Genomic DNA, 13849 nt, shown 5'->3' on the forward strand with positions numbered 1-13849 from the left:
CGATGCACATCTCCCGGGAGGGACACCATGAAGTACTTTCTTGATTTCCTGTTATCGGGCGGCACTGTCTATCAGAACCTCATGAAGTATGTTCCCGAAGGCAGCCCCCCCTACTCACACTGGTTCCCCATCGCGAGCACGCAGGATATCCCTCACGATGGCGCGACCCTCCGACTGCCCATCTCGCTTCTGCTTGAGGGAGAACTCAAGCAAGTCATCATTGAAGGTGCCATGAAGAAAAGCATAAGGAGTTACGTCGATGCCGAAAGTGGGGTCTGCGAAGTGAGCTGCCACGTCAGCGTCGACCGATTGCTGCACAAGGATGGCCGTGAAATCGCCGCACTCTCGAAAGACTTCGGCACCATTCCCCTGTCAGCGACAAGCTGAGTCTCCCCTAGTGTGCGGGCGCAAGCCGGCCCTCTCGAAATCTGCTTGAGCGGGATGACGCCCAGCATCCACTGGATCGCGCCGTGACACGGTATCCGTCACGGATCATGGCAGGCGTCTTCCGCCTGGCGACCTCCCCCTGATGGGTGATGTACGGTTCACGGTGTGCTGACCGGCATGCTCCGGAAAGAGCGCGACAAGGAAGTGAAGGAGCTGTCAGCGGTCAAGCGAGAATCAGCGCTCGGTCTAGCATTGAGGTACGCCAGCAGCAGCAGTCTATGGTGTGGCGGCCCCGGAGGCAGGTGACGGCAAGCGGGGGCCACAATCGTGCTATCGCGAGATCACAACGCCTGAGTGACACGACATTGGGGGAAGGTCGAGCAACCCAGAAACTGCTGGCCCTGCTTCGGGCCTGACTTGACCACGCGAACCACCATCGCCCTGCCGCATTTCGGGCACTGACGTGTCGCCGGGGACTCATTGCGCTGCTTGAGATGCTTCACATGAGCGCGATGCGTCGCCAAGGTCGGTGCCAGGCGCCCCGTCAACAATGCCTCGTGCATGGCCTCGACCTGTGCCTCGCTGAAGACGGGCGTCTCGAAAGAGCGGATATACGACACGAAGCCAGTGCCACGCGTCACATTGGGCGGCATCTCGGTCTTCAGGACCGCGCTGCCCACGAAGATGATCACCGAATGCAGGTGCTCGGAAGGCACGCCGAGCGTCGCCTCCAGCGCCTTGAGGTGCTTGTAGTTCTGGCGCAACGGGTTCTGGAAACTGAAAGAACGGCGATGGAGCTTCTGTGTCCAACGCGCCTGCTTCTCGCTGCCGAAGATCCAGCCCTTCATGTTCTTGGTTTCCAGCACGAAACACCCATACGGCGAGAGCAGGACGTGATCGATCTGAGTGGTGCCGTCCGGCGTCTTGAGGGTGACATTGTGCACGGCACGATAGACATGCTTATCTAGACGGCGACGTGCCACCCAACGCACCAGCCACTCGCCCAGAATCCCCTTGAACCATGAAGACTTGAAGATCCCGACAATCAGGACAAGGGGCAATATCCAGGCAAACATACTCCATACTTGCGTAATGACGGGTGTGAAATCCATTTCACGAACTCCGGATACTATTATCGTGGCCGAGCACCCTGTCATGCTGGCTCGCCTGGCCATCATGACAGGGTGCTGGGGAATGACATGACGATGTGATGCGCTTGCAACTGGTCATGAGGTGTAGCGCCAATGACCGACGAGAGACCGATATCTCGCAGCAGGCGCAGCCTTCCTATCAAGCCCGTTCAAGGGACTAGCGACATCGTGTCACTGCCTGTCGTAGAGCGAAGACACGAATTCATTGACGGGCTTCGACAGCAGATCCTGGGGCCGGTCCCCACCCAGGGTCGCCAACCCACTCTGGCCCTTCGCTATCGCGGAGGCTTCGACGGTATTGGTCGCGACGTCTATCACCTGAACCTTGACCTCGATTTGATCAGGCTTGCCGGACCATTCTGTCGCCCTGTCCTCCCAGTGCACAATGGTAGGAAATACCAGATATATGGCGCCTGCCTGCATGGCAGCGTCCCACGCCTCACTTCTTGATTGAGTGGAATTGCCATAACTCACGTTATCTGCGTACTTGAGAAAGGCGCCCTGAAGTATCTGAGCCGTGGTCATCCCAGACCCGTTATACCGCTGCGAACCATAGACGCCATCACGTGGCACCGAGACGTACAGGGGCTCGTCGGGGGCCATCGAAAAGCCGGATGTGCCGTTCGACTTCATGAGTTGGTGACTATCCGCACATGCCGCCAACAAAAACATTGCCGACAATAATGACAGTGCTCTTATCGTTTTTCGCATCTTGTCATCTCCGTCCGAGTTGGAGTTATCAAGCTATAGCTCATGTCCAACATGCGGTGATTTTGATCAGCGGGTCAAGCCAAGGCTGTCAGCCTTCAGCTCTGAGTGGTATCACTCCACCTGCAACGTGACCTTGTCAGCATCGAACGCCAGTCGCCCGGCGATCGCCTGCATCTCCTCGATGGGGTGATCGTAGCTCCAGGCGATGTCGGAAAGATCCGGCAGCGAGTAATAGGTACTGTCGCCCTTGAAGGGGCAATGGGTGACGGTGTGAGAGACCGAGAGCTTCGCCATCGCCACATCGTCGCGCGGCAAGTAGAGCCTCGGCGGATAGCCCTTCTCGCGCAATTCCAGCGCGTCGCCAGTGTCGGCGATCACTGTCTCACCGACCAGGATTCGCACCCGCGAGGATAGCGGGTGCAAGGTAATACGCGGTTCGGGATTGTCGGCCATGAACACTCCTTTACGGGTTGGAAGATAGAAGCGGCAGATGAAAGCAGCAGATGAAGGTGCTCGGAGGCGCGTCATGCAGGGCGTCAGCCCATCATGCCCCACTGTCCCTGGCGAGCCGGAAGCCGGAGAATGCCCAGCGCGCCTCGGGCGGGAAGAAGTTGCGATAGGTCGCGCGGATGTGGTCTGCCGGCGTGGCACAACAGCCTCCGCGCAACACCATCTGACCGGACATGAACTTGCCGTTGTACTCCCCCAGGCTGCCCGGCAACTTGCGAAAGCCCGGATACGGACGATAGGCGCTGCCCGTCCACTCCCAGACATCGCCGAACATCTGTCCCGGCATGCCGTCGGCTTTCGCCGCCGCGACTGGTTGCAGATGATCCTGATCGACGAAGTTACCCGTCAGGGGGACATCCTGAGCGACTGTCTCCCACTCGGCTTCAGTCGGCAGACGCGCGCCCGCCCACTGCGCATAGGCATCGGCCTCGAAGAAGCTGACGTGGCAGACCGGCGCTCTCAGATCCACCGGCACCAGGCCGCCGAGGGTGTAGTGATGCCAGACGCCGTCACGCTCAACCCAGTAAAGCGGCGCCTGCCAGCCTTCCGCCTTGACCGTCGCCCAGCCATCCGCCAGCCAGTGCTCGGGAGTGGCGTATCCACCGTCCTGCATGAAGGCAAGAAACTCGCCGTTGGTCACTGGACGATCCGCCATCTGGAACGCTTCGACAAACTGACGGTGGCGGCCCATCTCGTTGTCGTAGGCGAAGCCGCCTCTAGAGGCATCATGGCCGATCTCGCGAATCCCGGCTGGATAGGCCAGCCAGCCCAGCGGCGGCACCTCCCGCGCAGGCGTCGGTGCCAAGCCTGGCGCCAAATCATCCCGATAGGCCGGGCACAGCGGGTTCTGCGCCAGGATGTGCTTGATGTCCATCAACAGCAGCTCCTGATGCTGCTGCTCATGCGGTAGGCCCAACTCCAGACGACGCAGAATCTCCGGCAGATGTTCCTGGGGCGGATTCTCCAGCAAGGCCTGCATGGCTTGATCGACGTGCGCCCGATAGCGATAGACATCGTCGACGGTCGGGCGCGAGATTGCGCCACGCTCAGCCCGCGGGAACGGCACGCCATGGGTCTCGTAGTAGGAGTTGAAGAGGTGATCATAGGCGGGATCGAGCGTCTGATAGCCGGGCTGAAACGGCTTCAGGATGAAGGCCTCGAAAAACCAGCTGACATGGGCGATGTGCCACTTGGGCGGGCTGACATCCGCCATGCTCTGCACCATGTAGTCTTCCTTGTGCAGCGGCGCACAGATCGCCTCGGTGGCAGCTCGCACTCGCTGGTAGGCACGTAGCCACGTCTTCGCCTGCTCGAGGTCGTGAGTGTCGCTTGAGGGTTGCGGTGCATATGACATCGAGACGTCCTTTTGGGTGTTACAGATCCATTGCCGAGATACTGATGTCGGGAGGTCGTGACCGACTTTCAAGGGGCTGCCCCGTGCAGAGAGTTGCCCTGCACGCGGGCCAGGCGCAACATGACCCTGCAGGCACACCTGTCTTCACTCGTATTTCTTCTGCCAGCTCTTCACGGCGATGCGCTCCTTGAGCAGCTCCAGCATGTCGATCAGCACCTGCTCGGTGATCTGCTCAGTTCTCGGGTCAGTGCGCGCCCAGGCATCGAAACCACTCTCTGCCAGATGCCCCACCAGCGCCGAGAACTCCTTGGAGCGCAGGCCCGCCAAGGCTTCATCGACAAGGTGACAGGCCAGATCCGACAGCGAGCTTTCCAGCCCTTTCGTCAGCTGGGTGCCCATGGGCAGGCGCGAGACACGCTGGAGCTCCGGGCTCTCCGCCAGGGTGCGACTGACCAGCCCCCGCACATAGCGCAGGGTATCGTCGCGGTTCTGGGTATAGATATCCCCTGCCATGGTCTCGAGTCGTAGGCTGATCTCCTGGATCAAGGCCTGCTTGCGAGGCTCCACCACACGCTCGATCACCGACGATGAGAGGTCATCGCTATCACGCAACTGCTGCTGCACGTTATCGAGCATGCGCAGGGAGATACGGTCCGTCAGCTCCTCCAGCAGGATGTCGAGATACTTGGCCGCCACGCCGTAGAGGTACCAGCGACGAACATCGATCAAACCGAGGCGTTGCAGACGGAACAGAAGCGATATCACACGCAGCACACGCAACAGGCGGAAGCCGCTCAGCGGGATACACCCCAGCACGTCATACCAGTGCACGAAGGGATAGAAGAACCAGCGGTGATAGCGCCGCTCCGCGATGGCCACCGCCCACCCCGCCAGCACATCCAGCAGGAAGACGGCGACGAACGCCAGGTCGATGAAGAGGAAGTTGGCGTGGATGTTCTGCTCATAGGCCGCATGTAACCCGGGTGTCACGGCCTCGAAGGCCGTGTTCAGCGGGGGAATCAGGAAGAGGCTGTCGAACAGCAGCAATGCCAGATTGGCGATCACGAGCACGATGATGAACAGATCCCACCACAGATGTATCCGCTCCCTGGCGGACGAGGGCGTGCGGGTGGCTGGCATGACAACTCCTGACGTATTTTCGTCCTGGGGTTTCGAGCACGACACCTTGAATGCGGTGCTCCTGGGGTAAGGCGCGCCTGATAGCGGGTGCACCGAGAGCAGCGGCCTGGGCCGGGCCAGCGACCCGGGCCGCCGAGAGGCGACTCACGATGCAGCGCCTATGTGATCAGGATACTGATGGAGTCCCGTGGTGACCACGTGAGGCTTAAGGAAACAGGCGATCCACTCTTCTTGCCACTCTTCTTGCCACTTTTCGTCCCACTTTCTCCGAAAGATGGCGTCCTGCGCTGAGCAGAATGTGTGTCCAGGACTCGCGGTCAATGGCGAGAGATATGCGATGACAAGGCATGCTCCTCGCGTCAGAACGCTCTATCATCGCAACCACACTTCGTTGCCAATGGCCTTGCGGAATGATCACCTTCAAACAACTCGATGCAATTTACTGGGTGAGCGAACTCGGGGGCTTTGAAGCGGCCGCCAACAAGCTCCATACGACGCAGTCTGCAATATCCAAGCGGATTCAGGAGCTGGAAGAAACCTTTGGTGTGCCGCTATTTGATCGCAGCCGACGCTCGGCCCGCCTGACGGACAAGGGACTCGAGGTGCTGGCACTGGGCAAGGACCTGCTGGAGCGCCGCGATCATCTCGTCGAGCGCATCAGTGACGAGTCCGTCATCCAGAGTCAGTTTCGGATCGGCGTGACCGAATTGACCGGCATCACCTGGCTGCCACAGTTGATCGCGCGGATTCGAGAGCGCTTTCCCCGCCTCAAGATCGAGCCCTCGATCGAGCTCAGCAGTGAGCTTTACAGCAAGCTGGAACACGACCAACTGGACATGATCATCGTGCCCGATGTGTTTTCAGACGCGCGCTTCATCTCTCAGCCACTGAAAAGCGTGGAAAACGTCTGGATGGCAGCGCATGGCACTGTGCCGGAGGGCCGTACGCTGACGCTCCAGGAGCTGACCGAACTCACGGTGCTGTCTCAAGGAAGTCACTCGGGCACGGGGTTGATCTGCGAGCGGTGGTTGTTGCAACACGGGGCGCGAATGCGAAATACGCTGGTCAGCAATTACCTGCTGGCGCAGGTCGGCCTGACCTTGTCGGGAGCGGGTATCAGTTACCTCCCCCGTCACTGCATGCAATTTCTGGTCGACCGCAAGATGCTGCAGATCTTGCCCACCACCGAAAGCCTCCCGCTGGTGCAATACAGTGCATTCTATCGCGCCGACCGTCAGGCCGGATTGACGGCGACCATCGCGGAACTGGCTGAAAGCACCTGCAATTTCAATCAACTGTATTTTGATCGCCTGCCGACGACAGAATGACGAGGGGTCGGTGTCCATGTCTGCCTGAGCACAACCGCTGCGGCATTCCTTCCGATACAGAAAGCCCCCGACACGAGGTGTCGGGGGCCTGGATGACAGTGAAGCCAGCCGCGTGAGAGACAAGGACACACGGATTGTCAGGAGACTGATGCTGTCAGGGCGATGAACTGGCCATCACATGCCTCAATCCACACTCACTGCCGGTGTGGATGATGTGGGCGGTGTGGCAGGCGTCGTGGTGGGAGAAGCGACCTTTTCCGTCGAGAGCAGGTTTTCACTCTTGGCCACCAGCAATGCACCCACCACATCACCGGAAACATTGAGTGTGGTGTGCCCCATATCCACGATGCGATAAATGCCGGCGATCAGCCCGACCAGCTCGAACGGCAGATTCATCAATTGCAGGATCAGGGTGCCCATGACGATCCCGCCGCCGGGAATGCCCGGAGCTGCCATCGACAGGATGGTGCCGATGAAGATCACGTTGACCATCTGCGAGAAACTCAGCGAAAGGTCATAGAAGTCTGCCGCGAACACGACCAGCACGGACAGATACGCAGCGGCCCCCATCAGGTTGATCGTCGCGCCCAGCGGCAGCATGAACGAGCACAGCCATTCCGGCACACCGAGATCACGATGGGTGACCTTCATCGTCACGGGCAAGGTGGCATTGCTGCTGGTGGTCGACAGCGTCATGAGCCAGATAGGCACCATCTTGCGTATCAAGCGCGGATAGGAAATTCGCGTGAACAGGACCAGCAGAATGGAGACCACTGCCCATATCACCAGCAGAGCGGCATAGTCCGCGAGGATGAACTTGCCGATCTGTCCAAAGATATCAATGCCGTAGTTGGCGACGGCATACGCCATCAGGGCAAAGATACCGATAGGCGACGTCGCCATGACCATGTCCAGAATACGAAATGACACCGCAGCCCCCTCATCGAACAAGGCACGCAGTCGGGCGACACGCTCTCCCAGCATGACCATGGCCACCCCGACCAGAATGGTGAAGACGATCAATTGGATCACGTTGCCACTGGCCATCGCTGCCACGGGGTTGCTGGGAATCATCTGCAACAGGAATTGACCGATGTCCAGGCCGCTCGAGACCGCCTCTACCGGGGCACTCATCTGGACATCAAGCCCTTTGCCCGGCTGGATGATGGAGGCGACGACCAGTCCGATGATGCCCGCGATGAGGGTCATGCCGACATACACCAGCAATGTCTTGCCGCCCACACGCTTCAGCTGCTGCACGTCCCCCATGTTGGCGATACCACCCGCCACGGAGAAGAAGATGATCGGTACGATGAGCATCTTGATGGCATTGATGAACGCGTCGCCCAGTGGCTTGATCGCCATTGAGAAATCCTGAAACAGCAAGCCGCAGCTGATACCCAGCATGAAGCCGATGAAAATACGCACGGGTAACCCCCGTGAACCTCGCAAGGTAAGTGTCATGAGAACCTCATTATTGTCATTGTGAATTACGGGAGGTGAGTCTTGTTCGTTGCGACAAGTTTCACGTCAATGCCAGGCAGGCCTCGCGTAAACGCCGACAGCCTTCCTGGATGGCCTCATCCCCGATGGCAAAGGACAGCCGGACGTAGGGTGACAGGCCATAGGCTTCACCGCTGACCGCCGCAACACCGGCATCGAGCCAGTACAGCACCACGTCACCATCACGCATGAGACGCTGGCCCCCTGGTGTCGTCTTCCCCAATAGCCCGCTGACATCGAGATAGACATAGAAGGCGCCATCGGGGGCAGTGCAATTGACGCCTGCTATCGATTGCAGGCCCTCGAGCATCAATTGTCGACGCTGCGTGTAGCGTTCCGCCATGGCGCGCACAGGGGCCTGATCACCGATGAAAGCTGCAACTGCGCCGGCCTGACTGATCGAGCTGGGGCAAGTCGTGGTCTGGGAGATCAGTTTCACGATGGCCTGGATCAAGTCTCGCGGACCGGCACCGAAGCCGATCCGCCAGCCCGTCATGGCATACCCCTTGGAGGCGCCATTGACGATCAAGGTGCGCGACTTGAGGTCTGGCGCCACATTGATCAGCGAGAGATGGCGCGCCGGGGCGTAGACGAAATGCTCGTATATCTCGTCGGAGATGATGCCGACATGAGGATAATCACGCAGCACCTGAGCGAGCGCGAGCAGCTCCGATTCAGAGTACACGGCACCGGTCGGGTTGGACGGCGTATTGAGCACCAACCAGCGTGTCTTGTCGGTGACCGCCTCGATCAGCGCCTGAGGTGTCAACTTGAAGCCACAGGAGGCGTCGCAAGTGACGACACGCGGCACTCCCTCATTGAGCAATGCGATATCGGGATAGGACACCCAATACGGCGCTGGCACGATGACCTCATCGCCTGGATTCAGCGTCGCTGCCATCACGTGATAGAGGATGTGCTTGCCGCCGGCCCCCACGACAATCTCGTCGAAGTGATACTCCAATGCATTGTCCCGAGCGAGCTTCTCGACAATCGCCTGACGCAATGCAGGGGTTCCCTCTGACGGCGTGTAATGCGTATCGCCCTGCCTCATCGCGGTGACAGCGGCATCGATGATGTGGGCCGGCGTGTCGAAGTCAGGCTCACCGATGGTGAAGTTGATGATGTCCTTGCCCTCGGCACGCAGCGCTGCCACGCGATCATTGGCTTGGACACTGGGGGAAGGTTGAATGCGCTTGAGACGGTCGGCCAACAGGGTCGGAGTCATGTGCGCGCCTCCCCGTACTCAAGGCCTTTGGAGATGAGTACCGCGTCCAGCCAGTGCTGATAATGCTGGCCGCTCGAGATTTCCTCCATGATGCCGGCCTCTTTCCGGAAACTGGCCTTGGCAGCCTCGATCAACGCGGGCGCCTCGGACTGAGCGAAGGTGACCAGTCCATCTTCGTCTCCTACCACAATGTCGCCCGGATTCACGACCTGCCCGCCGACACAGACGGGAACATTGAGCGCACCCGGCCCATTCTTGTAAGGGCCACGATGAATGCTGCCGCGGCCATAGCAAGGGAAGCTATCTTCCGCGAATGCCTTGATGTCGCGAATGGCGCCGTCCACCACCAATCCCACGCAACCGCGCTGCTGGGCGTAACACTTGATGAGCTCACCCACCAGCGCGTTGTCCAGATGGCCACTGCCGTCGATCACCAGCACATGTCCCGGACGCAACATCGTCAGTGCCTGGTAGATATAAAGGTTGTCACCAGCGCGGCATTTGACGGTGAATGCGGTGCCGACCAATTTGGTGCCGTCGTGATAAGGCGTCAGGCCACGAATACCACTCAGGCGATCCAGGTTATCGCTCAGGTGTGGCGTGACGATGCTGCGCAGGGCCTCGATATGAGCGGGATCTGCCAGGGCGGGAATGCCGGAATCTACCGAAGACGCAATCATGATCTACTCCAATCTGTGGGCTCCATTCGAGTATGCATCGAGAAAAAATCCAAAAAAACGATTAATATTTATCTTGATAGATCGCTTTTAGGCATCAGTTGTCTGTCAGCTTTTCCAGGAACCCGTGAACAGGGCTGCGCGCTCGCCCCTCACTGACAGTCACCACCGATAGCGCCCGAGTCATCCCCAAGAGCCTCTACCTCACAACGATCAACGTGATAGCGTACTGTCTGACCCATGACATTGGAGGGAGACACCCGGATGAAAACGACTCAAGCGATGACATGGGCCGCCGTGATGAGCGCAGTATTCACCCTGGGCGGCTGCGCGGGCGCTCAATCCTCCCCCGGTCAACAAGGCGTCGACGAGCCACTGGAAAACACCTATTGGAAGCTGGTGACACTCGATGCCCAGCCGACACCCGTGGTGGAGGGCAAACGTGAAGCCCACATCGTCTTGCATACCCCAGACGCTTCGACACAGAACTCGCGGGTGGCCGGTTCCACCGGCTGCAATCGCCTGATGGGGGAATACCACCATGACGAGCACGAACTCAGCTTCGATCGTCTGGCCACCACGCGCATGGCATGCCCCGGTGAGGCTGGATCACTCGAACGCGATTTCCTCGCGACACTCAATGACGTGTCGGGCTGGCAGATAGAAGGCAAGACACTGACGCTGACCGATGAGCAAGGTGTGTCGCGTGCCCGTTTGGAGGCCGTTCACCTTTACTGACTCCTATCGCTGGCCGCTCAGTGCAGGGTGAAGCTGGACTGAATACTCTGTGCAACACACCAGACACCACAACGCCGCCTCCCGTTGCCGGAAGGCGGCGTTGTGTCATGCGATCCCCCCTTGCCGTCAGCCACTGAGCTCAACCTTGCTCTCTATGCTGACTCAATGCTGGCTCATTCCTGACTCACAGCGTGAAGCCACCATCGACGGCGATGGCCTGCCCTGTCACATGCTCGGCTTGGGCGAGGTAGACCACCAGCTGCCCCATGTCCTCTGGTGTCTGAGCGACACCCTGGGGTAGCAGGCTCTTCTGCAGGCGCTCCCATGCAGCGGGCTCGCTTTCGCCTTCCTGACTCCAGCGTGCCGAGAGCCCGCTCTCGCCCCGCCACATGCCGGTGCCCACCACGCCCGGGCAGATCGCATTGACGGTGATGCCTTCCGCAGCGACTTCCTTGGCGACGGCGTTGGTAAAGCCGATGACCGCGAACTTCGAGGCACAGTAGTGCGACAGATCAGGAAAGCCGACCTTGCCGGCCATCGAGGCCACGTTGATGATCCGCCCGACGCGGCGTGAGCGCATCACGGCGACCTCGGCCTGAGTGCACAGGAAGGTACCGCGGGCGTTGACGTTCATGACGCGGTCCCACTCCTCCACCGTCAGCGCATCGATGGAATGGATGCCGATGATGCCGGCATTGTTGACGGCGATATCGAGCGGGCCGAGTCCGGCTTCGGCCTCCTCGATCAAGCGCCGCACGGACGCCGCATCCGCGACATCGACCTGTAGCGCCAGACACCGTCTACCCAGTGCCTCCACTTTTGCCGCCGTCTCGCGGGCGATGGCGAGATCCAGATCCGCCACCACGACATCCGCGCCCGCCTTGGCCAATGCCAGCGCAATCCCCTGACCAATACCGCGCCCACCCCCTGTCACCAGTGCAATCCTGTCGTTCAGTTGCATGAGTCGTCTCCTGAATCTCTCACTGAAATCTGCAAATGCCGCGCTGCTGCCATGACGCTGGCACACGGTCCAGCGCCACTGGCCTCAGCTCAGGTGGTGGACTTCCTGAAGGCCGTAGACCGGCGTCGGGATACCCTCGAGACGCGCCTTGAGCTGCAGCGCCAGATACTGGGAGTAGTGGCGGGACTGGTGCAGGTTGCCGCCGTGGAACCATAACGCCTGCTGCTGGGTCGGCTTCCACATGTTGCGCAGCTCGCCCTCCCAGGGCCCGGGGTCCTTGAGCGTATCGGAGCCCATGCCCCAGCATTTGCCGACCTTGTCGGCGACCTCCTGCGAGATGATTCGTGCCGCCCAGCCATTCATCGAGCCGTAGCCGGTGGCATAGACGATCAGATCAGCGGGCAATTCCGAGCCATCGGTCAGAGTGACCGAGCGCGGATTGATGCGCTCGATGCCGACGCCACTGCGCAACTTGATGTCACCATTGGCGACCAGATCACAGGCGCCCACATCGATGTAGTAGCCGGAGCCGCGACGCAGGTATTTCAGGAACAGGCCCGAGTCGTCATCGCCGAAATCGAGCAGGAAGCCTGCCGCCTCCAGCCGACGGTAGTAGACGGCATCGCGCTTGCGGATCGCCTCGAAGATCGGGCGCTGGAAGTCAGGCAGTATCCGGTAGGGGATCGAGGCAAAGATCAGGTCCGCCTTGTGGTGATCGATGCCGTTTTGCACCGCCTGCTCGGAATAGAGCGGCCCCAGCGCCTCTTCCATCAGCGAGTTGGACTTCACCACATGCGTGGAGGAGCGCTGCAGCATGGTCACATCTGCATCGTGCTCCCACAGCGCGGCGCAGATATCGTGAGCGGAATTGTTGGCGCCCACCACGACCACCTTCTTGCCACGATAGGCATCCGGCCCCGGGTGCTGACTGGAGTGCTGCTGCTCACCTTCGAAGGTCTCGGCCCCCGGGAAGTGCGGCACATTGGGCATGCCCGACATGCCCGTGGCCAGTACCAGCTGCTTGGGCCGCAAGGTCACGGGCTTGCCGTCGCGCACCACCTCGACCACCCACTCGCCGCTCGCCTCATCGAACTGAGCACTCTCACAGGCCGTGGAGTTCCAGTAATTGAGCTCCATGATCTTGGTATACATCTCCAGCCAGTCCGCGACCTTGTCCTTGGGCGCGAACACCGGCCAGTTTGCCGGGAAGGGAATGTAAGGCATGTGGTCGTACCACACCGGATCATGCAGACACAGGGACTTGTAGCGATTGCGCCAGGCATCGCCCGCACGCGGATTCTTGTCGATCACGATGGTCGGCACATCCATCTGTCTGAGCCTTGCAGCCAGCCCGATACCGCCCTGACCGCCACCGATGATCACGCAATACGGCTGGCGCTCGTAGCCCAGCTCGGCCTCTTCGCGCTGACGCGACTCAAGCCAGGTCTCACGTTGCTTGTTGGCACCATGCTCGGCGCCCTTGGGGCGCTGCATGCCCAGCGGTTCGGGGAATTCCTTGAGTTCGCGCATGGCGGTCAACAGCGTCCAGCAGCGCCCTTCCTTCAGCCGCAACAAGCCCTTGCCGCGTGCATCGGCGGTCTCGAAGGTGAACCAGGCTTCGACGATGCCGCCGGCCTCACTGGCCTCGCCATCCAGTTGCCAGCGAGAGGGAGCGACATGCTCGAGGGTCGCCGCGAGCATCGACTGGATCTCGTCCTTGCCCTCTGAGGTCTTGATATTCCAGGTGAAGGCGATCAAATCGCGCCAGAAGCATTCCTCGCCAAACAACGAGAGAACCCGGGCGATATCGCGCTGAGTCAGGGAGGACTCGAAATCATCGAGCCATTGCTGAGCGATCTGAGTTGGCGTGCGTGCGGTCATGGCGTCTCTCCGCGTGTTGTTGGATGTTGTAGTCACGCCTTCCATCCAAGGCATCAAGCATGCCAGCTTCGTCATGCACGACTGACAAAGCTCGTAACCACTTGTCATCAATGACAAATATTCGCCACTACCGCACCATCACCCTCCTCGTCTCGCGGGGCATTTCACCTTCCTCGTGACAACTGTACGCCGTACGCCTGACACGTCGCGTTACACCTGTAACGCCCCGACCAAGGATGCAGGACAGGGTAATTGACGCTCCCGCCACACCGCATACGCT

13 protein-coding genes are annotated in these 13849 nt (G+C 60.0%); 3 read left to right on the top strand and 10 right to left on the bottom strand.

All coding sequences use genetic code 11. The annotated features are described in order from the left end of the window. Positions 1–27: 27 nt before the first annotated feature. Positions 28–387, top strand: coding sequence for a hypothetical protein (locus tag QD228_RS13410; RefSeq protein WP_084208949.1), 360 nt, complete (start codon positions 28–30; stop codon positions 385–387). A gap of 341 nt (positions 388–728) precedes the next feature. On the opposite strand, the gene QD228_RS13415 is transcribed toward QD228_RS13410, so the two are convergent. From QD228_RS13415 to QD228_RS13435, 5 genes are all read right to left on the bottom strand, one after another. Beyond that, complete coding sequence (locus QD228_RS13415) at positions 729–1463, bottom strand: NERD domain-containing protein (RefSeq protein ID WP_279875842.1); 735 nt, start codon at positions 1461–1463, stop codon at positions 729–731. A gap of 246 nt (positions 1464–1709) precedes the next feature. Further along, positions 1710–2249, bottom strand: coding sequence for a DUF4823 domain-containing protein (locus tag QD228_RS13420; RefSeq protein ID WP_279875843.1), 540 nt, complete (start codon positions 2247–2249; stop codon positions 1710–1712). Positions 2250–2360: 111 nt separating this feature from the next. Beyond that, positions 2361–2702 carry a DUF427 domain-containing protein gene (locus tag QD228_RS13425; RefSeq protein WP_279875844.1) on the bottom strand — a complete coding sequence of 114 codons (342 nt, stop codon included), beginning with the start codon at positions 2700–2702 and terminating at the stop codon, positions 2361–2363. Between the two features lie 91 nt (positions 2703–2793). Next, positions 2794–4113, bottom strand: a complete 1320-nt coding sequence (gene egtB / locus QD228_RS13430) for an ergothioneine biosynthesis protein EgtB (protein ID WP_279875845.1) — start codon at positions 4111–4113, stop codon at positions 2794–2796. Positions 4114–4257: 144 nt separating this feature from the next. Beyond that, positions 4258–5253, bottom strand: coding sequence for an ion transporter (locus tag QD228_RS13435; RefSeq protein ID WP_279875846.1), 996 nt, complete (start codon positions 5251–5253; stop codon positions 4258–4260). A 410-nt stretch (positions 5254–5663) separates the two neighbouring features. Between QD228_RS13435 and QD228_RS13440 the strand changes: the two genes are divergently transcribed. After that, positions 5664–6581: a LysR family transcriptional regulator gene (locus QD228_RS13440; RefSeq protein WP_084208955.1), complete on the top strand. Its 918-nt coding sequence runs from the start codon at positions 5664–5666 to the stop codon at positions 6579–6581. A gap of 183 nt (positions 6582–6764) precedes the next feature. Here the strand turns inward: QD228_RS13440 and QD228_RS13445 are convergent, their stop codons facing one another. The 3 genes from QD228_RS13445 to QD228_RS13455 all read right to left on the bottom strand — a co-directional run bounded on the left by QD228_RS13445 (position 6765) and on the right by QD228_RS13455 (position 9992). Then, the gene (locus tag QD228_RS13445; protein ID WP_279875847.1) at positions 6765–8045 is read right to left on the bottom strand and encodes a dicarboxylate/amino acid:cation symporter; all 1281 of its coding nucleotides are present in this window, start codon (positions 8043–8045) and stop codon (positions 6765–6767) included. 61 nt (positions 8046–8106) lie between these two features. Further along, on the bottom strand, positions 8107–9312 hold the full coding sequence (locus QD228_RS13450; protein WP_279875848.1) for a pyridoxal phosphate-dependent aminotransferase: 1206 nt from the start codon (positions 9310–9312) through the stop codon (positions 8107–8109). After that, positions 9309–9992: an RraA family protein gene (locus QD228_RS13455; RefSeq protein ID WP_144727856.1), complete on the bottom strand. Its 684-nt coding sequence runs from the start codon at positions 9990–9992 to the stop codon at positions 9309–9311. Before QD228_RS13455 ends, QD228_RS13450 begins: the two co-directional genes overlap by 4 nt. 261 nt (positions 9993–10253) lie before the next feature. On the opposite strand from QD228_RS13455, the gene QD228_RS13460 reads away from it, so the two are divergent. Then, positions 10254–10727, top strand: coding sequence for an META domain-containing protein (locus QD228_RS13460; RefSeq protein ID WP_279875849.1), 474 nt, complete (start codon positions 10254–10256; stop codon positions 10725–10727). Between the two features lie 184 nt (positions 10728–10911). On the opposite strand, the gene QD228_RS13465 is transcribed toward QD228_RS13460, so the two are convergent. Together QD228_RS13465 and QD228_RS13470 are read right to left on the bottom strand one after the other, a co-directional pair. Beyond that, on the bottom strand, positions 10912–11688 hold the full coding sequence (locus tag QD228_RS13465; protein WP_279875850.1) for an SDR family NAD(P)-dependent oxidoreductase: 777 nt from the start codon (positions 11686–11688) through the stop codon (positions 10912–10914). An 84-nt stretch (positions 11689–11772) separates the two neighbouring features. Next, complete coding sequence (locus QD228_RS13470; protein WP_279875851.1) at positions 11773–13569, bottom strand: NAD(P)/FAD-dependent oxidoreductase; 1797 nt, start codon at positions 13567–13569, stop codon at positions 11773–11775. Positions 13570–13849 lie beyond the last annotated feature (280 nt).

The sequence above is a fragment of the Cobetia sp. 3AK genome, from assembly GCF_029846335.1.
In the GTDB taxonomy this organism is placed as follows: domain Bacteria; phylum Pseudomonadota; class Gammaproteobacteria; order Pseudomonadales; family Halomonadaceae; genus Cobetia; species Cobetia marina.

What these genes read in the sequence shown, in the direction of transcription:
- QD228_RS13410 (WP_084208949.1), top strand. Translation starts at nt 28, where the DNA reads ATGAAGTACTTTCTTGATTTCCTGTTATCGGGCGGCACTGTCTATCAG.
- QD228_RS13415 (WP_279875842.1), bottom strand. Translation starts at nt 1,463, where the DNA reads ATGTTTGCCTGGATATTGCCCCTTGTCCTGATTGTCGGGATCTTCAAG.
- QD228_RS13420 (WP_279875843.1), bottom strand. Translation starts at nt 2,249, where the DNA reads ATGCGAAAAACGATAAGAGCACTGTCATTATTGTCGGCAATGTTTTTG.
- QD228_RS13425 (WP_279875844.1), bottom strand. Translation starts at nt 2,702, where the DNA reads ATGGCCGACAATCCCGAACCGCGTATTACCTTGCACCCGCTATCCTCG.
- egtB (WP_279875845.1), bottom strand. Translation starts at nt 4,113, where the DNA reads ATGTCATATGCACCGCAACCCTCAAGCGACACTCACGACCTCGAGCAG.
- QD228_RS13435 (WP_279875846.1), bottom strand. Translation starts at nt 5,253, where the DNA reads ATGCCAGCCACCCGCACGCCCTCGTCCGCCAGGGAGCGGATACATCTG.
- QD228_RS13440 (WP_084208955.1), top strand. Translation starts at nt 5,664, where the DNA reads ATGATCACCTTCAAACAACTCGATGCAATTTACTGGGTGAGCGAACTC.
- QD228_RS13445 (WP_279875847.1), bottom strand. Translation starts at nt 8,045, where the DNA reads ATGACACTTACCTTGCGAGGTTCACGGGGGTTACCCGTGCGTATTTTC.
- QD228_RS13450 (WP_279875848.1), bottom strand. Translation starts at nt 9,312, where the DNA reads ATGACTCCGACCCTGTTGGCCGACCGTCTCAAGCGCATTCAACCTTCC.
- QD228_RS13455 (WP_144727856.1), bottom strand. Translation starts at nt 9,992, where the DNA reads ATGATTGCGTCTTCGGTAGATTCCGGCATTCCCGCCCTGGCAGATCCC.
- QD228_RS13460 (WP_279875849.1), top strand. Translation starts at nt 10,254, where the DNA reads ATGAAAACGACTCAAGCGATGACATGGGCCGCCGTGATGAGCGCAGTA.
- QD228_RS13465 (WP_279875850.1), bottom strand. Translation starts at nt 11,688, where the DNA reads ATGCAACTGAACGACAGGATTGCACTGGTGACAGGGGGTGGGCGCGGT.
- QD228_RS13470 (WP_279875851.1), bottom strand. Translation starts at nt 13,569, where the DNA reads ATGACCGCACGCACGCCAACTCAGATCGCTCAGCAATGGCTCGATGAT.